A 21188-nucleotide genomic window follows, 5' to 3' on the forward strand; every position below is an offset into this window, starting at 1 on the left:
GTGGCCATGGGCCTGTCCCTGTTGCCCTTCCAGGGCCGATTGATCTTCGCTTGGCTGGTGGGCTTTATCAGCTTGTTCGGTGTTCAGTTTGGCTACAACCTCGTCGTCGGCTTAGTCGCCAACCGCATTGGCCAGACCGCTACCAGCACCCTCAATGACCTGGGGTTTGCCTTACTTCTGGCCATCGGCGCTCCGGTGGTGGCGGGTCTGGTGGCGAAAGGGGGTGGCGTGGCGGTCTATTCCGGCCTTCAGAGGACGGTCGCTCGCATCAACGGTGCCCTCGTCGGTACAGCGGCCTTTGGGGTGAGGAGTGCCTTTGCGTGGCGGATGGCCAATCAAGTGAGTAGCGCGGGCCAACCCGGTGCTGGCGGGGCCAACAACCTAGTGCGAGCCGATGACCGCAGCCCCACGACGGGATAAAGACCGCTCTTTAAAGATTTGTCCAACCTATCACCTGTGACCTATGACCGGAAGAATTGGTCGATTTAGCCGCAACAAAGGCTCAGAGCATGGTTTGTCGAGACAGCGGTTGTTAGATGGCAACAACAAGAGTCTGCTGGCCCTGCTTCAGCTCGCCATTCTGGGCTTTAGCAGCGTGACGTTATTGTTTGTTTTGTTTTTGACGGTGCGGGTCAATCGCATTGTGAATCGTCAGCCTACTTTTGTTCAGTTAACGAATGGCGAGACCGTTTACATGAGTGAACGAGAACGGAACTATCGTCGGCCTGAGGTGATTCGCCAAGTCGTCAATGACTGGACGATGCTCAGCTTCAACTGGGACGGGACGCTGCCCGGCACCGATGAACCCGACGAGGGCGTGGCCGTTGATGGGGTCAGGGGGCGAGTCCCATTCTCGGTGTCGATAGCAAGTTTTTTATTAGAGCCAGAGTTTGGGTCTGAAATGCTTCAGCTTTTTGCTACCGACATTGTGCCCAGCGGTGTCTTCAATGGCGAACTACGCCAAGTCATTACGATTGAACATATCTCAGACCCCCGACAGATTGCAGAAGGGCGATGGGAGGTCGATATTGTATCCACACGGCGTTTACTCGACCGCCGAAATGGCTCACAGCAAGCTATTCCCTGGAATCGCACCTACACATTACAGGCTGTGGAGATTCCAAGTTCTCCCTTAGGTGAAGCAGCTTCTCGTGTCGAGCAACTGGTCTACGACACGCAAAGTTCCGGGCTTCAAATTATTGACATTGTTCCTTTTGATCCGAGTTAGTCATGGTAGATCCAACGAAGACAGGTTTAATGGGATCCGATGAGGTTGAAAAGATTGACCCAGCACAAGAGCGAGCCTTAGCGGGTCAAGGTGGGCCGCTCCCACCAGAACTGATGTTTGAGGGAGACGGTGCCCTTGAATCGCCAGAGCCTAGCGACGACACCGCATCTGGCACCGACTTCCAAGGCTTAGTGGATGAGGTGTTCCAGAGTGAATTGGCCGATGAAAATAGCCGCGTGCATACCGTCAACCGCAAGCCCTTCAACAAGACCCTGGCAGTTGTCCTCGGCCTCGGTAGCGTGACCTGCGTCGGGGCGTTGCTCCTCTTCGGTCTCACGTCTCGACGCTCCCCGACCGTGGCCGAAGAACCTGAGGAGGAAGAGATTGAGGAACTGGTCTTTCAAGATGACAGCGCTCGGCTCCGTAGTCAGCTCGCCCTCCAGGATCAGCAGACGGCGATAGCTGAGCTAGAGGCCCAGGAAACAAACCTGGTGGTGGAAGAAGACCCTGAAGAAACTGTTGTTTCAGAACCTGCACCACCTCCAGCCCGTCCTGTCTCGTCTTCACCTCCACCACGGCCCGCTCCTCGACCTGCGCCGCCATCTCCGCCACGTCCTGTATCTACCCCATCCGTCGCTCCAGTCGCCGCAGAGCCACCCATTGACCCCTTCGAGCACTGGTCACAACTGGCTCAACTGGGCACCAAACGAGCCGGGGAAGAACAGATAGGGGGGGCTATAGTAGCGGATTCTGCCGATGGATTTGCTCAGGCGGCGACGGTTTGGGTTCAAGACCCATCCGGCCCATTCCAGAGCGTTTCGATTGGCTCGATCACCTCCCAGGCTCTGCGCCAGGTTCCGTCTCAACCTCAGATCTTGCCTCGACCTTCGGTGCAGCCTGCCCTAGCGCAACCTGGGTTTCAGGCTTCAATTCGGCCTCAGCTTCAGGTGGCTAGGCCAGCATTGGGTGAATCGGCGTTAGTGGCCTCAACTCCAGGCGCTCAAGGGATTCTCGATTGGCAACGCCAGCGTCAGGCACAGCCTTCCCCACCTGCTCCTATTCAACCCGAACTTGGCACTCAGGTTGAGGCCACTATCATCGCTCCGATGGCTTGGGATCTGGCCTCCGGGGCCAACCAGTCTCCAGATCTTGGAGCGGGGCGGTTTGTCATTGAACTAGACCAAGACCTCACCGATCCACAGGGGCGAGTTGGGCTACCCAAAGGTGCGAACCTGATCGCGCAGGCCAGCACCGTCAGTCCCAATAACCAACTCGTGCAAGCCAGTGTGATTGCGGTGGTGTATCAATCGGCAGGTCAGACCGTTCAACAGACCCTTCCAGAGGGGGCGCTGCTGGTGCAAGGCCAGGGGGCTCAGCCTTTGGTGGCCCAACGGTTGAATGACCTTGGCCCCAACCTGGCTGCTGAAGACCTGTTGGTGGGCACTTTATCGGCCCTAGGCCAAGCGGGTGCTGTCTTGAACCAGCCTAGAGAAGAATTTAGGAGTGCGGCATCGGGGGATAGTACCAGCTCCACCGTGATCCGAACCACCCGAGACCAAAACCTGCTAGGCGGGGTACTCGAAGGATTTGGCAGTACGATTTCAGACCGAATTCAGCGACGGTCTGAGCAAAACACCCAGGCCAACATTGATGCCAATACGGTGGCTGTTTTACCTGAAGGGATGACGGTCACAGTAGTCGTTAACAGTTTTCTAGAGATTGCCCCTTAATCGACACACAATGATGCGTGGTTTACCAATCATTTCGGCTGGCATTGTTGCCATGACGCCAGTGATGCTGGCACCATCCGTCCAAGCAACCGCCTACCGCCCAGTGTCTCAAGATCAGGCCCTTCGCGACCTCATCGAGGTTCAGTTAGAACCAGGACGCTCGACGGTCATCGATTTTAGCCACGTCCAAGAACGGATTGTCTTTGTCAATCTCGCTGACCCGTCTCGAACCGTATTTACCAGTAATGCTCCCATTGAATCTGGACTAGCGACAACGTTATTTGTCACGCCCATTGAAGCGTTAGCCTTTCCTGGACTGACTACGAATGCCGTCACCACGCTTCAGGTACAGACCATTACACCCGGTGGTGATCTGCGGCTTTACACCTTCAATGTAGGGCAGTCTGGCCGAGCGGCACCCCATGCGGGCATTATCATCACCGCCGCACCGGAACCGACCCAACCTAGCCTAAATCCGGCTCCACCTATTGATCTATCGCCCCAACTCATCGCCCAGGGTCTGACCGCTGCCATTGCCCAAGGTCTGACTTCTGACGATGATCCCATCGTCGATGCAGTTCAAACCGTACTGGCCAAGGTTGACGCAGGCCAATCGCTACGGGATGCTGCTCGTGCTCAAGGCGTTGACGTCGAAATCCTTGAAGCTTTGGCCGCATTAGGCCAAGAACAACGCCAGTTTGACAATGTTGAGATTCAGGTTCAAAAGATTTAGATTGGCTGAAACTTTCTCTCTTCCTTCTTGTCTAGAGAATCGATATAATTTGAATCAAATTGATCAATAGATTGACATGATTCCTGTCGATGTTAGCCCTGATCATATCCTGATTAGGCTAAAATGATTTGAACTCAGTTTGCAACTCAAAACCTATGGCTCTTTCTGCTCAGCTCAAACTTGAACAAGCCAGTGCATTATCACCTGAATATCTTCAGGCCTTCTTAATGCGTTGTCCCTTTCCTTTCACCGATCCTAATGATGCCCACACTTTCCTTCAAAAGAATCGTGAACGGGGTCAAGAACACGGTGTACAGTGGCTTGAACAGGGCTTAAAGATTCGGATCTTGAACGAAGTCATCGACCTAGAGAAAGCCCATTACTGGGCCTATCATCCGGCCAAACGGACACGGTCTCAGTACCAAGACCAAGGGGTTTCTGTTCAGATCCACTTTGCCTTCCCGGTGCCTGGAGCCAAAGCCTACTATGACCCAGGTGATGGTCAAGCTCAGCCCGTACCTGAGGGGGAAGACTTCGTGGGTCTAGGCCCACGGGTTTGGGTGCGCACCTTCGCCCAGCGCCTAGAGGATAAGAGCGAGGCAGGCAAAGCCCACAATCGCCGGGTGGTGGCCCTACGCAAGCTGCTCTATGAGTACAACGAGATCTTGACCGGCTCCATCCCCGCCCTCCGCGCCGCCTGGGACTACGACGATGAGGAAGACGATTTCTTGTATGACTCACCTCCAGCCTGGGCGGACGACGACCTCAGCGATTAACTGAAGCCCGCCCCCTGGAGAGGGAGAGGCTTGGGTTAAACGTTAAAGCGTTGCAACGGGAACGGCGGCTCCTTGTCCTAGGCTCACAAGCCGTCCTATAGTCTGCCGACGACTGAGCTGTACCATGTTCCTGATTGGGGTCATCGCCGCAAAAGCTGACCGTTGTCAGGAGAAAACTTCCTAAGCGGTGCTTGGATAACACGAACCATCGCTATACCATGGCCTGCATCGTACCAGCATGTAGGCCAGATCTTGACCATCTATAATGGTCTCGATTCAACCTCAATCTTTTCCGACCATACGGGCGCGAGCAACAATGTCATCTTCATCTCAACCATCTGCCGAGTCCTGCATAGCGACCTTCGATGAATTCGTGCAATTGGCGGATTATTCACTGATGGATACTTTAAATGCTGATCCTGATGCCACGGTCGATGGTGATGATCACCGTGCCCGTCAGGTTTTTTCGGGTCATTTCGTTCCGGTGACACCCACGCCCCTCGCAGAACCAGAATACGTCACCCATAGCAGCAGGTTTTTTAAGGAACTTGGGTTGAGCGATGATTTGGCACTCAATGATCTATTTCGCCGTGTCTTTTCTGGCGATATCTCCGCAGCACAGGAACCGATGCGTCAGGTGGGCTGGGCGACGGGTTATGCCCTGTCGATTTATGGCACTGAATATACCCAACAATGTCCCTTCGGTACGGGTAATGGTTATGGCGATGGTCGGGCCATCTTAGTGTTTGAAGGCATGATCAATGGCCAGCGATGGGAAATGCAGTTGAAAGGAGGTGGCCCAACGCCCTATTGCCGTGGTGGCGACGGGCGTGCCGTTCTTCGTTCCAGTGTGCGTGAGTTTCTAGCGCAGGAATACATGCAGGCATTAGGGGTTCCAACATCACGCTCTTTGACCCTGTATGTTTCTAAAGCTGAGACGGTTACCCGGCCCTGGTATTCTCAAGATTCCCGATCCATCGATCCGGATATTTTGATAGATAATCCTGTGGCGATCACAACTCGCGTTGCACCATCCTTTTTGCGCGTTGGTCAGCTAGAGTTATTTGACCGTCGAGCTCGCAGTCATGCTCATCCAAAAGCGCTAGAAGAATTGCGTATGATAGTGTCGCATTTAATCGAGCGAGAATACAAAAGCGACATTGATCAAACCCTTAGTTTCTCAGAGCAATTGGTTGAGTTGGCTAAGCTATTTCGCCAGCGTCTTACGACCCTGGTCGCAAACTGGCAACGGGTTGGTTACTGTCAGGGTAACTTTAACAGTGACAATTGCGCCGCTGGTGGTTTTACACTTGACTATGGGCCATTTGGTTTTTGTGAAATTTTTGATCCTTGGTTTCAACCTTGGACAGGCGGCGGCAAACACTTCTCATTCTTCAATCAACCCATTGCAGCAGAAGCGAATTATCACATGTTTTGGCAATCGGTGAGACCACTGCTTGCAGAAGATGCGAAAGCTGTAGAGCATTTCGACCAAGTACGCCACGACTTTGCAGAAGTAATGCAAGAACAAATCCAAGTCATGTGGGCAGCAAAACTCGGTTTACCTGAATTCAACCCAACACTATTTAAGATATTGATGCAGTTAATGACCGAATCAGAGGTCGATTACACGATTTTCTTCCGAGAATTATCCCATATACCAGGCGATGTCTCAGCCTTAAAAAAGAGCTTCTATGGTCAAACTTCGCAGCACCTCGATGAACAATGGCAATCTTGGCTAAAAAGCTGGCGTGATCTCATCATTGAGAGCGGCAATTTAGCTGAAATATCTAAAAAGATGCAACAGACTAATCCAAAATACGCATGGCGAGAGTGGTTGATTGTTCCTGCCTATCAAAAAGCTATGCAGGGTAACTACACGTTAGTTAAAGAGTTGCAAGAAGTACTGAGCCATCCCTATGATGAACAATCACGAGACGTAGAAGATAAATATTATCGTCTAAGGCCCAAGGCATTTTCTAACGTTGGTGGCGTATCGCACTATAGCTGTTCATCTTGATGACAACATGGTTCGCGCTACCCCCCTGCGGCCTCGTCTACTGCTCAGGTTGGAGAATCCATTGCCGTCCGTCATTTTTGAGTCATAGTTGTCCTGTAGGTTGCGTGTGTTTCCTGGTTCGTACTGCGTTTTGCACTCACCTTTTGGAGGTTAAATCATGATGAATCGGATTGTGATCGGTGCCCTAGTGCTGAGTGGTGTAGGGGTTGCCCTAGTGCTCCCAAACCTCAGCCATGCCCAAGCCACTTACACAGGTACCGTTGAACGAGTTTGGGAAGACGGCTTTCGCCTCAACACGGGCGACCGAACCCTGCGGGTCGATTCCTGGAGCGTCTACGGCGACAACACCGCAAACGCGGTCAGGGTCGGTGATGAGTTGACCGTCACGGGTGAATTTGAAGGTCGTGAATTCGATGCCTTCACCATCACGGAATCTGGCTCTACTGTGTCTGCGGCGGCGGAACCTGCTACAGCCTCTGTTCCGGCAGAGACTATCGCGACGGATACTTCCCCTCGGTCGGCTACCAACAGCTACAGCGGTATCGTTGAACGGGTGTGGGAAGATGGCTTTCAACTCAATGCAGGCAACCGGACCTTGCGAGTGGATGCTTGGGATGTCTACGGCGACAACACGGCCAGCTACATTTCGGTGGGAGATCGCATCACCATTACCGGGGAATTTGAGAATGGCGAATTCGATGCCTTCACCATTCGTCCAAATCTATAGCCCGTTCTCTCTCTCCGGTTAAATCTCGCCCATGTGTATCCTGCTGGTTGAAGAAGACCCAACACAGCTAGAGCCTCTACAGGCAGCCTTGATCCATGTGGATCATGTGGTCGATGCGGTTGAGGATGGCCCTACTGCCCGTTGGCTGACGGATGAAAAAGACTACGATCTGCTCATTTTCGACTGGATGCTGCCGGGGGAAGATGGGCTTTCCCTCTGGCAGCATTATTGCCAAGAGGGTAGATCCGCCCCGATCTTGATGCTGACGGACAAAGACACCACCGCCGACAAAGTCATGGGCCTCGATGCCGGAGCCCATGACTACCTGGTGAAGCCTGTGGATTTGGTGGAACTCCTGGCCCGTACACGCGCCTGACGGCGGCAATCTACCCTCTGGTGCGGGGATGTCATTCAGGTTGCCAACTTGGTGCCATACCTGGATACCATTCAAATTGAAAGCGTCCCGTTCTACGATAGATACTGGACTGATGACAATAGCGATAAGCTGTTAGTCATCTAAAATACACTAACTAGATTACCCTAAAGACCTTAAAGTAAAGGATTCAGGGAAGGCCAACATGCGATTTAGATGCACATCAGCTTATGGCCTATATGCAGGACGCTGCCTAGTTCCTATCCATACACCAGATTTGACAATATTTCCCGAATTACAATTCACAGATCCCCCAGTGCAATCGAGGATTATAACCATCCGGCAGGTTCCCGTTTTTAGCTGAGTTCAGTAGTATTGCGTGCTGCGCTCCCTCCAAATACACTCCTCCGTGCGTTACATTATAGATATTAAATACTTGATCGTGCTGATCACGTGCATTTGGTGAACGCTTTAGCTGCCATCTCCGCTGCTCTTCATTCGCTTCGTTAGCAAAGAGAGCTACCACATCATAACGTCGGATTGTGAGAAATCTGCCACTAGTAGAGGACTTAATAAAAGACCATCCATTTCCGATATCAATTATATCCCAATACGACCATTGTGTTGGCTTATTATCCTGTTTATCAGTCTGATTATTCACGAGTGGATAGACTGTTCCTCTTTCATCACTTGTTAGATAGTTAGTAACAATATCGTCGTATCCATAACGGTATTTTGCTGGATTTCTTTCGTCAGTGAGTAATACAAAACTCATTTTTATTTCTCCTTTTTTCCTAGTATTTGGTCTTCAGTCAACAAAGGACAATCTTTGTTCGTCAGTTTATAGCAAGTAGAGCACTGTTCTGTCAATGATTTCGATACTTAAGACATATCGTTTCTATTCAGTGGGATTACGCAATAAATCAAGAGGTAGTCTTATTGGAATACATACGTGTGAAGGGTACATCGAAAAATACAAATTTTCATGGGAGTAACTAAGAGATTTCAAGGGTTTTAGGCTCTTCATGTTCGCAATACAGCAATTAATTGAGGTGCCCTAGAGAATTTTGGATTTTATGTCTGAAGAAAATCTTAAGGGTTTTTACTTACGCAAATTTGAATTGGCCTTAGTACGGGAACAAAGGTTGAATCGCTTGGTCAAACTTAGCAGACCATGGAGCGAGATTGCAGCAGGAAGCTGATATGCATCTAAATTGAATATCAGCTTTCTGTAAAGCTCTTGCTATAAAATTTGTGGGGCAATTTATCTAGTGCATTTTAGATGGCCAACAGCTTACAGCAGAGAAAATCGCACCTGTAGCGGAACAGACTCTTAGCTCTGCGGCCATAGGATTTGATGGCAATTGGATCGTGCTGATGATGCCAGAGTCCAGTGAGCATGGCCAACAGAATCCTATGGCAAGGAGGACGACGAACTTACTGAGGCACGTCTACCACCACCGTTGATTCAATCGCCTGACCGTCATGGGTAAAGGCTTCGTGGCCATTAGCCGTGAGGCTGACGGTGATCTCATTACGGCCTGGGGGCAACTGGGGCAGGTGCAGCCACGGGCCGTAGACCCGAGCACCTCGTTCGCCGTTAATAGACAGGTGGCCATGGCCTGCGTTGGGTTGGTTGGCCTGGTTGACTTGCTCTGGCGCAAAACGAAAATTGGTGGTTTGAATTTCTAGATTCCACCCCCGCACAGGGTCAGGGTGAACCACCAGGTTAATCGTCGGAATCGGCTGTCCGGCAGGAATCTCAACCGTGCCGTGCCCGTGGTGATGATGATCCCCCATCCCTGGATGGACAGAATCGGCCTGATAACCAGCGCCATGGCTGTGGGGCTGGCTGTCGGCAATCGTGGGGCCGTCGGTAGCGTTGGCGGTGGTGCTAGGGGTTGGGCTGCTACCGCCGAGCGTCAATCCTACGGTGAGGAGTGCCAGGGCAAGGTTGGTATTAGCGTTGAAAGATCGGCGAAAGGACATGGTTCTCTAGGGTAAATTGGGTCAAATTAAGTCAGTAGGGTAGACAGGTGGGCGGTAGCCTAGCCGGATCTCGAAGGGCCAACATCACCGTGGAAAAGGGATTCGCCCCATCACCCCACCGCCATATCAGGACGTTGCCACTCGTTGAGCAACGTCAGAATGTAGTGGTGTAAATGCTGCTCACCGTGGGCCTGTGCGCAATTTTCCGCCTGCTGTAGGTCAGCTACTCCGCCCTCTCGATCGCCCAACGAACGGCGCAGCAAACCTCGCTTGAGATAAGTGCGGGCGTGGCCCGGATCGAGCGCCAGCACCTGGTTAAAATCTGTCAAGGCGTCGTTAAGACGTCCCATCTGGTGGCAGGCACAGCCATGGTTAAACAACGCGCGAATATTTTGGCCATCGATGGCTAGAGCCTGGTCAAAGTCGTGCAAGGCCTGCTGGGGCTGGGCCGCCATCAACTTAGCCAAGCCACGATCATCGTAAATATCGGTCAATGAAAGTGGATCTAAGGTAAGTCCTGCCGCCCGGTCAAAATCTGTGATCGCCGCCTCAAAGCGGTGCAGAGCCACTTGCACTAGCCCCCGGTTGTAGTAGCCCCGAAAGTCATTCGGATGCTGAACCAAAACCTCAGTGTCATCGACCAACGCCTCAGCAAACCTCCCGGTGCGATAGAGAGCAATGCCTCGGTTGAGCCGATGTTCTGGCCTATGACCATCGAGTTGAATAGCCCGACTACAGTCGGCAATGGCTTCGTCGTAGCGTTCTAGCTGAACTAGGCTGAGACAATGATCGCCCCACACGGTCGCTCGGTGGGCAGAGTGGCTAAGAACCGCTAGCCCCCCTACCGGATGCACCGCCGCAGGAGCCATAGAGGCGGCGGTCGTCGGCTTTGGCCAGCCCAACCACAGCACCAACGCCAGACCAAGGCCAGCGATTTTGGATAAGTCCACGGCGACGCTTCCTAGACAAACGGGCCACCGAAGGCTCCAACCCTTGGCAGAACTGGGGCGATTGACCAAAAACTTCAGGGGCAAAGCTACCACCCTTGCTCCGCCTGACTGAGCACATAGGCCGCCACATCGGCAATATCCTCATCGCTGAGCCTCCCCTTGAAGGCAGGCATCGCGTTTTTGCCGTTAGTAACCTGATTCGCAATAGCCTCTACAGAGGCCATCTCATACTTTTCTAGGTCAGCCTGCTTGAGAGTCTTAGATCCGTTGACCACATTGCCGCCGCCGATGTGGCAAGCGGCACAGTTGTTGCCAAAGATCTGTCCACCGTGCCCCAAGTCTGCCGCCTGAGCCGCTGGTGCCGTCCACAGGGTAAGGGCGGTGACAACCACCGCTATTGCTAACGCAAGTTTTCGCATAGGTTTTATCGATAAAATTTCTCGCTAAGTATCTTCTGGGAAAGACCCTTGGAAGTCAAAAGACGGCCTGTCAATTATTACAGCCTGAAAATCTGATCCAATGGCAGAGAATTGGGTTTATGGTCAATATCGAGCCTTGTAGGGTTCCATAACTCCCTATCCTTTAGCCGTCTAGCGCCATGAGTGAATGCTTCGCTGGAGTCCGATTCAGTAGCCATTCCGCTTGCTCCCTAGCCATAGAACCTATCGCTAGGGGGCAAGGTCAAAGTGTTGCAACGGGAGCTGTCGAGCTTTGCCCTATTTGTAAAATATCGTTCGCCATCGCTTGAGCCGTAGCATTGGCGATGGCCTGCCAGTCCTCGGCAGTAAAGATCTGGGCCAGCATCGTGACCGATTGAGTGCGAATTACCGTCTGTTCGTCGGGTAGAGCCAGCTCTTTTGCCGCTAATAGCGCCTCAATCCAGGCTGTTTGTTCTGGCGTCAGGTTTCTCAGGTGGCTGCACAGGCATTTTTGGGCCTCCAGGTAGACCACCTCTAGACTCCGCCCAAGCTGCCACGACTCTAACCACCCCTTCAGCTCCGGCAACAAGACCGATAGCATTTGCATCGTCCACCGTTGCTGCTGTAGCGCTTCTGGTGCAGCATTCTTGAGTAAGTCCACATAGGGCTGTAGACCCAGACCCGCCTCAACCGTCCCTTCCTCACTGGCATGATCGGCATCGGCGTCCCGAACCCAAGCCTCGTCATTGAGCAAATCCATCAGGTTGCCCGTTTTTCTCAGTTGCTCAGCTAGGATGGCGTCATTCATAAGCGATTTTCTGAGTTAGAGCGTTAAAGCACCGTACTCGAAGTATACCAACCCGTTTTTGTCCGAACGGATCTTCGAGCAATCGGCGATTCCATGGCGCAGAAGCCAAATATTCGACATAGACCAGAGGAAACCGTTGCGGTAACCAGGAACGGTGCCATTGCGTTTCGAGCAAGATAACGCCTTGAAGGAGCGCCTCAAACTCGATGCCATAGGCCTCATAGCGATCATCATTGACGGCTAGCCGTAGCTTATAGGCCCAGTTCCAACGGACATCAGGCTGCCCTGTTTCCTGCAACAGGCCTATCCAGATAGCATCGATTTGTCCGACCTGCTCCTGGGTTAGCAAGCCAATTGCCGCCGTGACGATGCGGTTTGGCGGTTGGGTTAATCGAAGTAAACGGGGCATAGGCATCACATCAGAGTGCCCTAAAGCTTATTTAACGGATCGGTGTCCTACCCAAACTAGAACTAGGCGGTCAAACCAGCCTGGATGATCCGACGACTGGGTTTGACGAGAGCCTGCACAATACGGTCGCTCGCTAACCGTCCGCCGAACAGGTTCCGGGCCACTGGCCCCAATTGTAGAGCCGCCGCACCACCCATCACGAAGAGATTGCAACCGGGCCAGCGCAGATGGTGATCTAGCACGGGTAAGCCGTTCACGATGTCAGCGGGATAGGTGGCCTGCACCGCCGCCAGCAGCGGCCAATGGGTAACGTCAAGCTGGCTCCCGGTGGCCAACCAGAGGCGATTCAGGGGCAGGTGAGCGATACAGTCATGGTCAGCGGCGGTTTTGCAGTGAACTCGCCAAGCATCGCCCTTCCACTCGGCCCGTTGCACCTCGCACTGTTCATAGAAGCTGATTTTGCCCTGGCGTTCTAGCCGCCGCAGGTGCAGCCACATGGCTGGGGTCAGGGATCCACCGTTGCGGGCCTGCTGAATCATCTGCCAGCGCTGCTGCCAACAGGGTTCTGCCTGGAAGCCCTTGAGGTATTTGGGGCCAAGCCAACCCGGATCGGCATCGAACAGCTTGGCATAAAACTGTCGCCGCGCCATCAGAATCACCGTGGCTCCGCGCTTAACCGCCCCCAGAGCTAAGTGTCCAGCGGTCAGCCCACTCCCCACAATTAAAATCCGCTCCCCCGCGAGGGAAAGCCCCCGTAGGTCGATCTGGCTAGAGTGGCGTAGACCATGGCTGGGGTAGGTCTGGGGAATCTGCCGCACCCAATCCGGAAGCTGAGGCATACCACCGCCCAGGGCCAACACCACCCGCCGCGCCCTAATCTGGTGACCATCCGCTAAGCCCAGGCGAAACGATGGTCGCCCTAGCCCCTGACCCAGGTCTAGGTGCTGCACGGTTCCCGCCATCACCCGATCCGCCAAGTCCCACCGCTCAATTACCGACTGGCAGAAGTCACGAAATAGATTGGTTGTGGGTAGGGCATAGGGCGGCAATAGTTCATCAGGACGACCTTCCGCAAAGGTGCGCAGGGCATGGGGATTGGGATCAGGGTGGTGGACGGCGGGGGATCTGAGGTGGGGAATCTCTAGGGCGGCAAACTGGTGGTGCCACTGGCGCAGCCAATCTCCGGCGGGGTCGATCACCACAAAGCGGCTCCGCAGGTTGGCCTTTTTCTGAAGGAGATGGGTGACGAGGGTGAGCGCCTGGGGGCCAGCACCGATGATTGCAAGGTCTGTGGAAAGCGCCATGGCAAGGGTAACGAGGGGTCTGGAATCGCGAAGGAGACGTCGAGTAGTCCGGGGGAGATCACAGGGGAGGGCGTACCTAGACACTGCAGCACCTGCCCTTAACCCACCAACCCCAGGACTGGCCCAGGTCACCGGAGGGGGATTAACCAGGGCACGCCAGTCCAAGAAAGCCCTGCCCAACTCGACTTGCTTTGACTATGAGAACGGTTATCATTATCTAAATTAACCACAAAATCAAACACACAAGCGAGGGATGACCATGGTTGCTGATGGACAGCGCGCTGTGCCCGTCACGGTGCTGACGGGGTACTTGGGGGCGGGCAAGACCACGCTCCTGAACCGGATTCTGACCCACGAGCACGGCAAGAAGGTGGCGGTGATCGTCAACGAGTTTGGCGAAGTGGGCATCGACAACCAGCTTGTGATCGACGCCGATGAAGAAATTTTTGAGATGAACAACGGCTGCATCTGCTGCACCGTGCGCGGCGACCTGATTCGCATCATCGGCAATCTAATGAAGCGTCGCGACCAGTTCGACCACTTAGTGATTGAAACCACAGGGCTAGCCGACCCTGCCCCGGTGATTCAGACCTTTTTTGTGGATGACGAGGTGCAAACCCAGGCCAGCCTAGATGCGGTGGTCACGGTGGTGGATGTGGCCCACATTGCCCAGCATTGGGACGCTGAGGAAGCCCTAGAGCAGATTGCCTTCGCAGATGTGATCTTGCTCAACAAAATCGATCTGGTCACCGAGGCCGAGCTAACCGCCCTAGAGGATCGCATTCGCGGCATGAATGCGATCGCGAAAATCTACCGCACCTGCGACGCTCAGGTGGAAATGGATGCCATCCTTGGGGTTAAGGCCTTTGACCTGGGCAACGCCCTCACCCTTGACCCCGAGTTTCTCAACGAAACCGCCCACGAGCATGATGAAACCGTGGGATCCATCGCCCTGGTGGAAGCGGGGGAAGTGGACGGCCAGCAACTCAACCAGTGGATTGGATCCCTACTACACGACCACGGCCCCGATATCTTTCGCATGAAGGGCATTCTCAACATCGCTGGTGAAGACCGCCGCGTCGTTTTTCAGGGCGTACATATGCTGTTTGAAGGTCGCCAAGATCGCCTGTGGAAGCCTCATGAAACCCGCAAAAACGAGTTGGTCTTTATCGGCAGAAACCTAGAAACCATGGCGTTGGAGGCCGGGTTTCGGGCCTGTTTAGTGTCGTAATGTCCTGGGGCTTATTTTACCCAAAACCTGATCTATGCCAAAACCTAAACCGCTCCTCACCCCCACCTGGCAAACCCTTCTAACCGACTATGTCACTGCCCTAGCCTGGTCTCCCGCTGGTACGCACCTGGCGGTGGCTTCGGCGGTAGGGGAGGTGGTCTTGTTTGAGGCGAAGACGGGGATATCGGTGGAGGTACAGCCGCCCCAGGGTCATTCTACGGATGCCCTCGCCTTCTCGGCGGATGGTCGCTTTCTAGCCGCTGGGGGACAAACGGGCCGGGTGTCGATTTGGCAGATCACCGCAGCCGCTGCCCCGCAGCTTTTGACGACCTTAGAACATCCCAGAGTGTGGGTCGATACCCTGCAATGGCACCCCCAGCAGCCAGAATTGGCCCTAGGGTTAGGGCGCTACGCCCAGGTATGGGATGCCGCCGCCCAGGAGGTGGTAACTACCCTTGATTTTGAGGCTTCATCGGTGCTGGATTTGGCTTGGCACCCCAGCGGCAACGCCTTGGTGCTGGCGGGCAACCAGGGGGTAAAAAGCTGGCAACGCGAAGATTGGGACAACGACCCTGAGGTTCGGGAGACGGGGAGAGCCAGTGGATCCATTGCCCTGTCCCCGGACGGGCAGTATCTGGCTGCGGGCAACAACGACCGGACGCTGCTGGTATGGGCCTGGGATAACCCCTACCCCTGGCAAATGCAGGGCTTTCCAGGCAAAGTGCGGCAGTTGGCTTGGTCTACGGCCCAGGAGAAGACCCCGTTGTTGGCCTCTAGCAGTGCCGAGGGCGTGGTGGTGTGGACCAAAGCCCCCATCGACGACCAGGGCTGGACATCCCAGGTTTTGGATCTGCACAGAGCAACGGTAACGGCCCTTGCCTTTCAGCCCCGGTCTAGGCTGTTGGCCTCGGCCTCGGAAGATGGCTGGGTGTGCCTGTGGCACAAGGCCACCCAGATTGCCCAAATCCTAGAGGGTGCGGCGGCTGGCTTCTCAAACCTAGCCTGGTCGCCCCAGGGGAACTATCTGGGGGCAGGGGGCTGTGGGGGAGAGGTCGTGGTCTGGGCAAGAACCTTAGCAGGGCGGGGGTTTGGTTAGAATTCCAGACTCCTAGTTCAGCGGTGCAATGGGGGTGGGACGGTTGTTGGATGCCGCCCCACCTATTTTTTGGGAGTCAAGGCTTTTGGCGGAACGAAATTTTCTCAATTAACGGATCGCAATTCCCGGCAAGGCAGGCTAAAATATTCAAGAATGATAATCATTCTCATTCTTGGCGTACTCTTTTTGGTGCGATGGTTTTCTCTCCCTCCCCCGTTGCGGCAACCACCCCAGTGGATGTTCCCCCTCAGAACGAACAGGCGACCTTGCTGGCCTCGGTTCACCGCCCCCGCCGTCTGCGTCGAACAGGCGCTTTGCGGCGCATGGTGCGCGAAACGGTGCTGACCGTCGCTGACCTGATTTACCCCATGTTTGTGATGGAAGGGATTGAACAGCGGCAGGAAGTGCCCTCCATGCCGGGATGTTTTCGCTATTCCCTAGATGCGCTGCTCGACGAATTGCAGGTGGTGACGGGGCTAGGTATAGGGGCCATTGCCCTGTTCCCCCTCATCCCCGACGCCCAAAAAGATAATGCGGGCACCGAAAGCTATAACCCCCAGGGGTTGATTCCCCAGGCGGTGTGTGCCATTAAACAGGTATTTCCCGATCTGCTAGTGATCACCGACATTGCCCTCGACCCCTACAGCAGCATGGGCCACGATGGCATTGTGGAAAACGGCGAAATTCTCAATGACGAAACCGTCGCCGTTTTGGTGAAGCAAGCCCTCGCCCATGCCGAAGCCGGAGCCGATATGGTGGCCCCCTCCGACATGATGGATGGTCGCATTGGAGCCATTCGCCAAGCCCTGGATGCCGAGGGTTGGGTCAACGTGGGCATCCTTGCCTACTCCGCCAAATATGCCTCGGCTTACTACGGCCCCTTCCGCGATGCCCTAGAAAGCGCCCCCAAATTTGGCGACAAAAAAAACTACCAAATGGATCCCGCCAACAGCGATGAAGCCCTCAAAGAAGTCGATCTCGACATCGCCGAAGGAGCCGACATCGTGATGGTGAAGCCCGCCCTCGCCTACCTGGACGTGATCCGTTGCATCAAACAGCACACAAATTTACCCATCGCCGCCTACAACGTCAGCGGCGAGTACGCCATGGTCAAAGCCGCCGCCGCCCTGGGCTGGATCGACGAACAAGCCATCGTCCTCGAAACCTTAACCAGCATCAAACGCGCCGGAGCCGATGTGATTTTGACCTACTTTGCTAAGGATGTGGCCAGGGTATTGGGGGGTGGAAAGGATGAAGCGTAAACGTCGAATGGCTCTATTGCTGGCGTCCTCGGTGGCTATTGCCCTGGGTAGCTGTGCGGGCACTCCCGAAACCAGTGAGGTCGGAACGGCGGAGGAAGCCGTGGAAACCGTGGATTTGACGGTGATGACGACGATTTTGCCGATGACGCAGTTCACCAATGCCGTCGTGGGGGATCGGGCGGAGGTGATTCCCCTGATGCCGACCAATGTGGATCCCCACGATTTTCAGGCCAGTCCTGCGGCTGTGCAGGCCTTGGCGAGTGCCGATGTGTTGGTGAAAAACGGTCTGGACATGGAGTTCTTTTTGGATGACCTGATCGCCAACGCCGAGAACCCCGACCTGGTAATTATTGACTCTAGCCAAGGTGTTCCGGTGGTGGCAAACGAGGCGGTTGAGGGGTATGGCAAGGCTGATGACCACGATCACGGCCACGACCACAGTCATGACCATGACCACGACCACGCCGAGGCGGGACACCACCATCACCACCATGGCGAGTTTAACCCCCACATCTGGCTCGACCCAAAGCGGGCGATTCAGCAGGTGGAGAACATTCGCGATGGCATGATTGCCGTAGATCCTGAGGGTGCAGAGATTTATACCGCCAACGCTGCTGCCTTCATTGCCGAACTGGAGGCCCTAGACGCGGAGATTAGCGAGAAACTTGCACCCTTTGCGGGGCAGTCCTTTGTCGTGTTCCACGACTTTGCCCCCTACTTTGCCGAGAGCTATAGCCTGAATACTGAGTTTCTGGTGGATGTGCCCGCCATCAACCCCTCCCCTGAGGACGTTAAGCGGGTGGTAGATACGGTGCAAGCCTCCAACCTGAAAGCCATTCTGACGGAGCCTTCGGCGGGTGAGGGTTCCTTTGCGGCCCTAGCCAATGACCTGGGGGTACAGGTGGGCCTGTTCAATCCCATCGAAGTGGGTGGCCCTGAGGCGGTGGAGCCCGAGTATTACCTCAACGCCATGCGCCAGAATGCGGCTAATCTAGCGGCTTCCTTTGAATCCTTTAGCCAGCAACAGTCATGGCTTCCGGTGTGGTCTACCCAGGCGGTTGCTTTCGTTCCCCAGCCTGTGGGGCTGCGGTTTTAGGAGGCCCGGAGCTTGAGCGCTGATGTGTTAGTGGTTGATGGGCTGACTGTGTATCGCGACACCTATGCGGCGGTGCAGGATGTCTCCTTCGCCCTAGCTGAGGGGACGGATATGGCGATTGTTGGCCCCAATGGAGCCGGAAAAAGCACCCTGATTCAGTCGATTCTAGGCATTCTGCCCCGTCGCACGGGGGCCGTGTCGGTGATGGGCCAGTCCCTCAGTGGGCGGGGGTATTTACCTGCCCCGGTGCGGCATCAAATCGCCTATCTGCCCCAAAATTTTCTGTTTGACCGCCGGATTCCCATCACCGTTAACGAACTGGTGGCCCTGGGCTGGGATGACCTAGGACTGAAGCTGCCCTGGGCCAACCATCGGCCCCGTCGTCTAGCCGTTCGCCAAGCCCTAGATCGGGTGGATGCCTTTCACCTCGGCCCCCAGCCCATTGCCCGCCTGTCTGGTGGTGAAATGAAACGCGCCCTGCTGGCCTACTGCCTGGTGCGCCCCCGCCGCCTGCTGATTCTCGACGAAGCCCCCGCTGGCCTGGATGTCCGCAGCGAATCCGAATTCTATCGCCTGCTCTACCAGCTCAAACAGGAACAAGGCTGGGCCATTCTGCAAATTTCCCACGACCTCGACATGGTGCGAAAACACTGCGACCGCGTCCTTTGCCTCAACCGATCCATTCGTTGCCAAGGCACCCCCAACGATGCCCTATCGCCGGATAACCTAGCCGCCGTCTATGGGTCAGACTTTGTTCCCTATCGCCATCGGCATTAAATTACCCTTCACCCCCATGCTTTCCCTCACCAATACCCTCGAACTCTTTCAACTCCCCTTCATGCAGCGGGCGCTGATGGGCGGCATTCTCACCGGACTAATGGGGGGGCTGATGGGCAGTTTTACCGTTCTGCGGCAGCTCTCGTTTTTTAGCGATGCCCTGGGCCATTCGGCACTGTTGGGCATTAGTCTGGGGCTGTTGTTGGGGCTGAGTCCTGGATCGTTGCTGTTGCCCTTTGCGGTTTTGTTTGCCCTGGGGGTGGCCTATTTGCTAGAGCGTACTCGGCTGTGGACGGATGCATTGTTGAATATTGTCTACTCGTCGTCCCTGGCGATTGGGGTGATTTTGCTGACCTTTGTGGGGCAGTACCGAGGCGGCATCAACAGCATTTTGTTTGGCGATATTTTGGCAGTGCGGCCAAGCAATTTGGTTATGGCTTTAGTCCTGCTGTTGGTGTGTGTGGCGTTTGTGGGGCTAACCCTACGATCCAAAATTCTCCTGACCCTGCATGAGCCGCTGGCCATTGCCCGAGGGATTTCGGCCTCGGCCCACCACACGGCCTTTATTGTGCTGCTGGCCCTCGTGGTGGGTACCTCCATTCAGGCCATTGGCGTACTGCTGATTAGCGCCTTTGTGGTTATCCCCGCCTGTGCGGCCCGTCTGCTCAGTCGTACCTTTACGGGCTATGTCATTCTGTCGGCCCTGTTGGGGGCGCTGGGGGCTGTGTTGGGAATGGTGCTGTCTGCTGTGTTTAATTTGCCCTCCGGGCCTGCCATTGTCACCATGCAACTCGCCATTTTTCTGCTGGCGATTGTCATTCCTCGAAGCAAGCTATCGGCGGTGTAAAGGATAAGCATTCAGGTGAACGATTTTGACTTTCAGCTATCAGACAATCCACTTCAGGACTTGATAAATTCGTATGCCTAGTACAACGTCCCAGCCTTCTCAATTAGCCATTCCTAAACGAGGTATGCCTGTTACCATTATTACGGGCTTTTTGGGGAGTGGAAAAACAACGCTTCTGAATCATATTTTGACCGACAACAAAAATCTAAAGGTGGCTGTGTTGGTCAATGAATTTGGCGACATTGATATTGATAGTCAGCTTCTGGTCTCCGTCGATCAAGACATGGTACAACTCAGCAATGGCTGTATTTGTTGCACTATCAATGATGGATTGGTGGAGGCCGTTTATAATGTGCTAGAACGGGCCGACAATATCGATTATCTAGTTATTGAAACTACGGGCGTAGCCGATCCACTGCCCATTTTGCTGACCTTTTTGGGTACAGAACTGCGGGATCTCACCCGGCTAGATTCGGTGATTACCCTGGTAGATGCCTCAGCCTTTGCCCCTGATCTGTTTGATAGTGAAGCCGCGTTCAAGCAGATTACCTATGGCGACATGATTTTGCTCAATAAAACCGACTTGGTGGCCGAGGCGACAGTGGAGAAGCTAGAGGCCCAAATCCACAGCCTGAAGGAGGGAGCCCGCATTATTCGCAGCCAGAAGGCGGCTGTGCCCCTGCCGCTGATTTTGGATGTGGGCTTCAATGACCCGATGGCCTACGACGCCATGATTCCCCTGGAATCGGCGGGGGATCCCCAAAGTCACAGCCCAGGTCATCACCACGACCACGATCATAGCCATGATCACAGCCACCACCATCAGAGTGACCCCGACCACCATCACAGCCATGATCACCACTCCCACCATCTCGAAAACGATGGCTTTGTGTCGGTGTCGTATCGTAGCGACCGCCCCTTTGCCCTGCGCCAGTTTGAGCAATTCCTCGAAACCCTGCCCAGCGATATCTTTCGCGCCAAGGGCTTGCTGTGGTTCAACGAAAGCCCCAACAAGCATATCTTTCAGCTCAGCGGCAAACGCTGCACCCTTGATGTCGAACCCTGGAATAGCGCGGTTCCAGGCAATCAGATTGTCTTCATTGGCCGCCATTTGGACACAGACGACTTGCACCAGCGGCTAGCGGCCTGTCAGGCAGAACCCGTGCGGGGCTAACGTTCCCGCACCATGACCAACGTCGTTAGGATAATGGGCGTTGCTGAATTCAACACTCCGGACAGATTTATTGCAGCCCGGAGACTGATTAGGACAGAATAGGGATGTTGTTTCCGCCCCTGAACCCCGATGCCTGCCCCCTACAGTGTGGATTTAAGAGTAAAGGCCGTTGCCGCAGTTGACCGAGGTGAGCGCAAGAGCCACGTCGCTCGTGTCTTGCAGATCAGTCGCAATACGTT

The 21188-nt window shown here is 54.6% G+C and carries 21 protein-coding genes and 2 pseudogenes; 16 read left to right on the forward strand and 7 right to left on the reverse strand.

Features of this window, described 5'->3' with window-relative positions; genetic code table 11:
- From H6G62_RS21145 to H6G62_RS21180, 8 genes and pseudogenes are all read left to right on the forward strand, one after another.
- A pseudogene (locus H6G62_RS21145) lies at positions 1-420 on the forward strand (hypothetical protein); the annotation flags it as partial.
- A gap of 43 nt (positions 421-463) precedes the next feature.
- On the forward strand, positions 464-1228 hold the full coding sequence (locus H6G62_RS21150; RefSeq protein ID WP_190498853.1) for a hypothetical protein: 765 nt from the start codon (positions 464-466) through the stop codon (positions 1226-1228).
- A 29-nt stretch (positions 1229-1257) separates the two neighbouring features.
- Complete coding sequence (locus tag H6G62_RS21155) at positions 1258-2958, forward strand: hypothetical protein (protein WP_190498855.1); 1701 nt, start codon at positions 1258-1260, stop codon at positions 2956-2958.
- Positions 2959-3022: 64 nt separating this feature from the next.
- Positions 3023-3691: a hypothetical protein gene (locus tag H6G62_RS21160; RefSeq protein ID WP_190498857.1), complete on the forward strand. Its 669-nt coding sequence runs from the start codon at positions 3023-3025 to the stop codon at positions 3689-3691.
- 347 nt (positions 3692-4038) lie between these two features.
- Positions 4039-4467: a hypothetical protein gene (locus H6G62_RS21165; protein ID WP_190498859.1), complete on the forward strand. Its 429-nt coding sequence runs from the start codon at positions 4039-4041 to the stop codon at positions 4465-4467.
- Between the two features lie 265 nt (positions 4468-4732).
- Positions 4733-6487: a protein adenylyltransferase SelO family protein gene (locus H6G62_RS21170; RefSeq protein ID WP_242052202.1), complete on the forward strand. Its 1755-nt coding sequence runs from the start codon at positions 4733-4735 to the stop codon at positions 6485-6487.
- A 157-nt stretch (positions 6488-6644) separates the two neighbouring features.
- Positions 6645-7214: a hypothetical protein gene (locus H6G62_RS21175; RefSeq protein WP_190498861.1), complete on the forward strand. Its 570-nt coding sequence runs from the start codon at positions 6645-6647 to the stop codon at positions 7212-7214.
- Between the two features lie 31 nt (positions 7215-7245).
- Positions 7246-7590 carry a response regulator gene (locus H6G62_RS21180; RefSeq protein ID WP_242052203.1) on the forward strand — a complete coding sequence of 115 codons (345 nt, stop codon included), beginning with the start codon at positions 7246-7248 and terminating at the stop codon, positions 7588-7590.
- Positions 7591-7882: 292 nt separating this feature from the next.
- Here the strand turns inward: H6G62_RS21180 and H6G62_RS21185 are convergent, their stop codons facing one another.
- The 7 genes from H6G62_RS21185 to H6G62_RS21215 form a co-directional block, all read right to left on the reverse strand.
- A complete protein-coding gene (locus H6G62_RS21185) occupies positions 7883-8362 on the reverse strand; it encodes a hypothetical protein (RefSeq protein WP_190498864.1) in 480 nt (159 codons plus the stop codon).
- 662 nt (positions 8363-9024) lie between these two features.
- Entirely contained in the window at positions 9025-9576 is a 552-nt protein-coding gene (locus H6G62_RS21190) for a hypothetical protein (protein ID WP_190498866.1), read from the reverse strand.
- A gap of 110 nt (positions 9577-9686) precedes the next feature.
- Positions 9687-10526 (reverse strand): tetratricopeptide repeat protein, encoded by an 840-nt coding sequence (locus H6G62_RS21195; protein ID WP_190498868.1) that lies wholly within the window; start codon positions 10524-10526, stop codon positions 9687-9689.
- A gap of 86 nt (positions 10527-10612) precedes the next feature.
- Complete coding sequence (petJ, locus tag H6G62_RS21200) at positions 10613-10945, reverse strand: cytochrome c6 PetJ (RefSeq protein WP_190498871.1); 333 nt, start codon at positions 10943-10945, stop codon at positions 10613-10615.
- A gap of 262 nt (positions 10946-11207) precedes the next feature.
- Entirely contained in the window at positions 11208-11753 is a 546-nt protein-coding gene (locus H6G62_RS21205; protein WP_190498873.1) for a hypothetical protein, read from the reverse strand.
- The gene (locus tag H6G62_RS21210) at positions 11746-12162 is read right to left on the reverse strand and encodes a hypothetical protein (RefSeq protein ID WP_190498876.1); all 417 of its coding nucleotides are present in this window, start codon (positions 12160-12162) and stop codon (positions 11746-11748) included. The genes H6G62_RS21205 and H6G62_RS21210 overlap by 8 nt, the downstream gene beginning before the upstream one ends.
- Before the next feature lie 62 nt (positions 12163-12224).
- Positions 12225-13466, reverse strand: coding sequence for an FAD/NAD(P)-binding protein (locus H6G62_RS21215; protein ID WP_190498878.1), 1242 nt, complete (start codon positions 13464-13466; stop codon positions 12225-12227).
- Positions 13467-13725: 259 nt separating this feature from the next.
- Here H6G62_RS21215 and H6G62_RS21220 point away from each other — a divergent pair, with 259 nt between their 5' ends.
- The 8 genes and pseudogenes from H6G62_RS21220 to H6G62_RS28030 form a co-directional block, all read left to right on the forward strand.
- Positions 13726-14697 (forward strand): GTP-binding protein, encoded by a 972-nt coding sequence (locus H6G62_RS21220; protein ID WP_190498880.1) that lies wholly within the window; start codon positions 13726-13728, stop codon positions 14695-14697.
- A 34-nt stretch (positions 14698-14731) separates the two neighbouring features.
- Positions 14732-15793: a hypothetical protein gene (locus tag H6G62_RS21225; RefSeq protein WP_190498882.1), complete on the forward strand. Its 1062-nt coding sequence runs from the start codon at positions 14732-14734 to the stop codon at positions 15791-15793.
- Between the two features lie 194 nt (positions 15794-15987).
- Positions 15988-17055, forward strand: a complete 1068-nt coding sequence (gene hemB, locus H6G62_RS21230) for a porphobilinogen synthase (RefSeq protein ID WP_190498883.1) — start codon at positions 15988-15990, stop codon at positions 17053-17055.
- A complete protein-coding gene (locus H6G62_RS21235; RefSeq protein ID WP_190498885.1) occupies positions 17045-18151 on the forward strand; it encodes a zinc ABC transporter substrate-binding protein in 1107 nt (368 codons plus the stop codon). The genes hemB and H6G62_RS21235 overlap by 11 nt, the downstream gene beginning before the upstream one ends.
- A gap of 12 nt (positions 18152-18163) precedes the next feature.
- Positions 18164-18928 carry a metal ABC transporter ATP-binding protein gene (locus H6G62_RS21240; RefSeq protein ID WP_190498887.1) on the forward strand — a complete coding sequence of 255 codons (765 nt, stop codon included), beginning with the start codon at positions 18164-18166 and terminating at the stop codon, positions 18926-18928.
- The gene (locus H6G62_RS21245; protein WP_190498889.1) at positions 18891-19775 is read left to right on the forward strand and encodes a metal ABC transporter permease; all 885 of its coding nucleotides are present in this window, start codon (positions 18891-18893) and stop codon (positions 19773-19775) included. Before H6G62_RS21240 ends, H6G62_RS21245 begins: the two co-directional genes overlap by 38 nt.
- 124 nt (positions 19776-19899) lie before the next feature.
- Entirely contained in the window at positions 19900-20949 is a 1050-nt protein-coding gene (locus H6G62_RS21250) for a GTP-binding protein (RefSeq protein ID WP_242052204.1), read from the forward strand.
- A 129-nt stretch (positions 20950-21078) separates the two neighbouring features.
- A pseudogene (locus H6G62_RS28030) lies at positions 21079-21188 on the forward strand (IS630 family transposase); the annotation flags it as partial.

Origin of the sequence: Phormidium sp. FACHB-1136 (genome assembly GCF_014697375.1) — a bacterium.
Lineage (GTDB): Bacteria > Cyanobacteriota > Cyanobacteriia > Phormidesmidales > Phormidesmidaceae > Nodosilinea.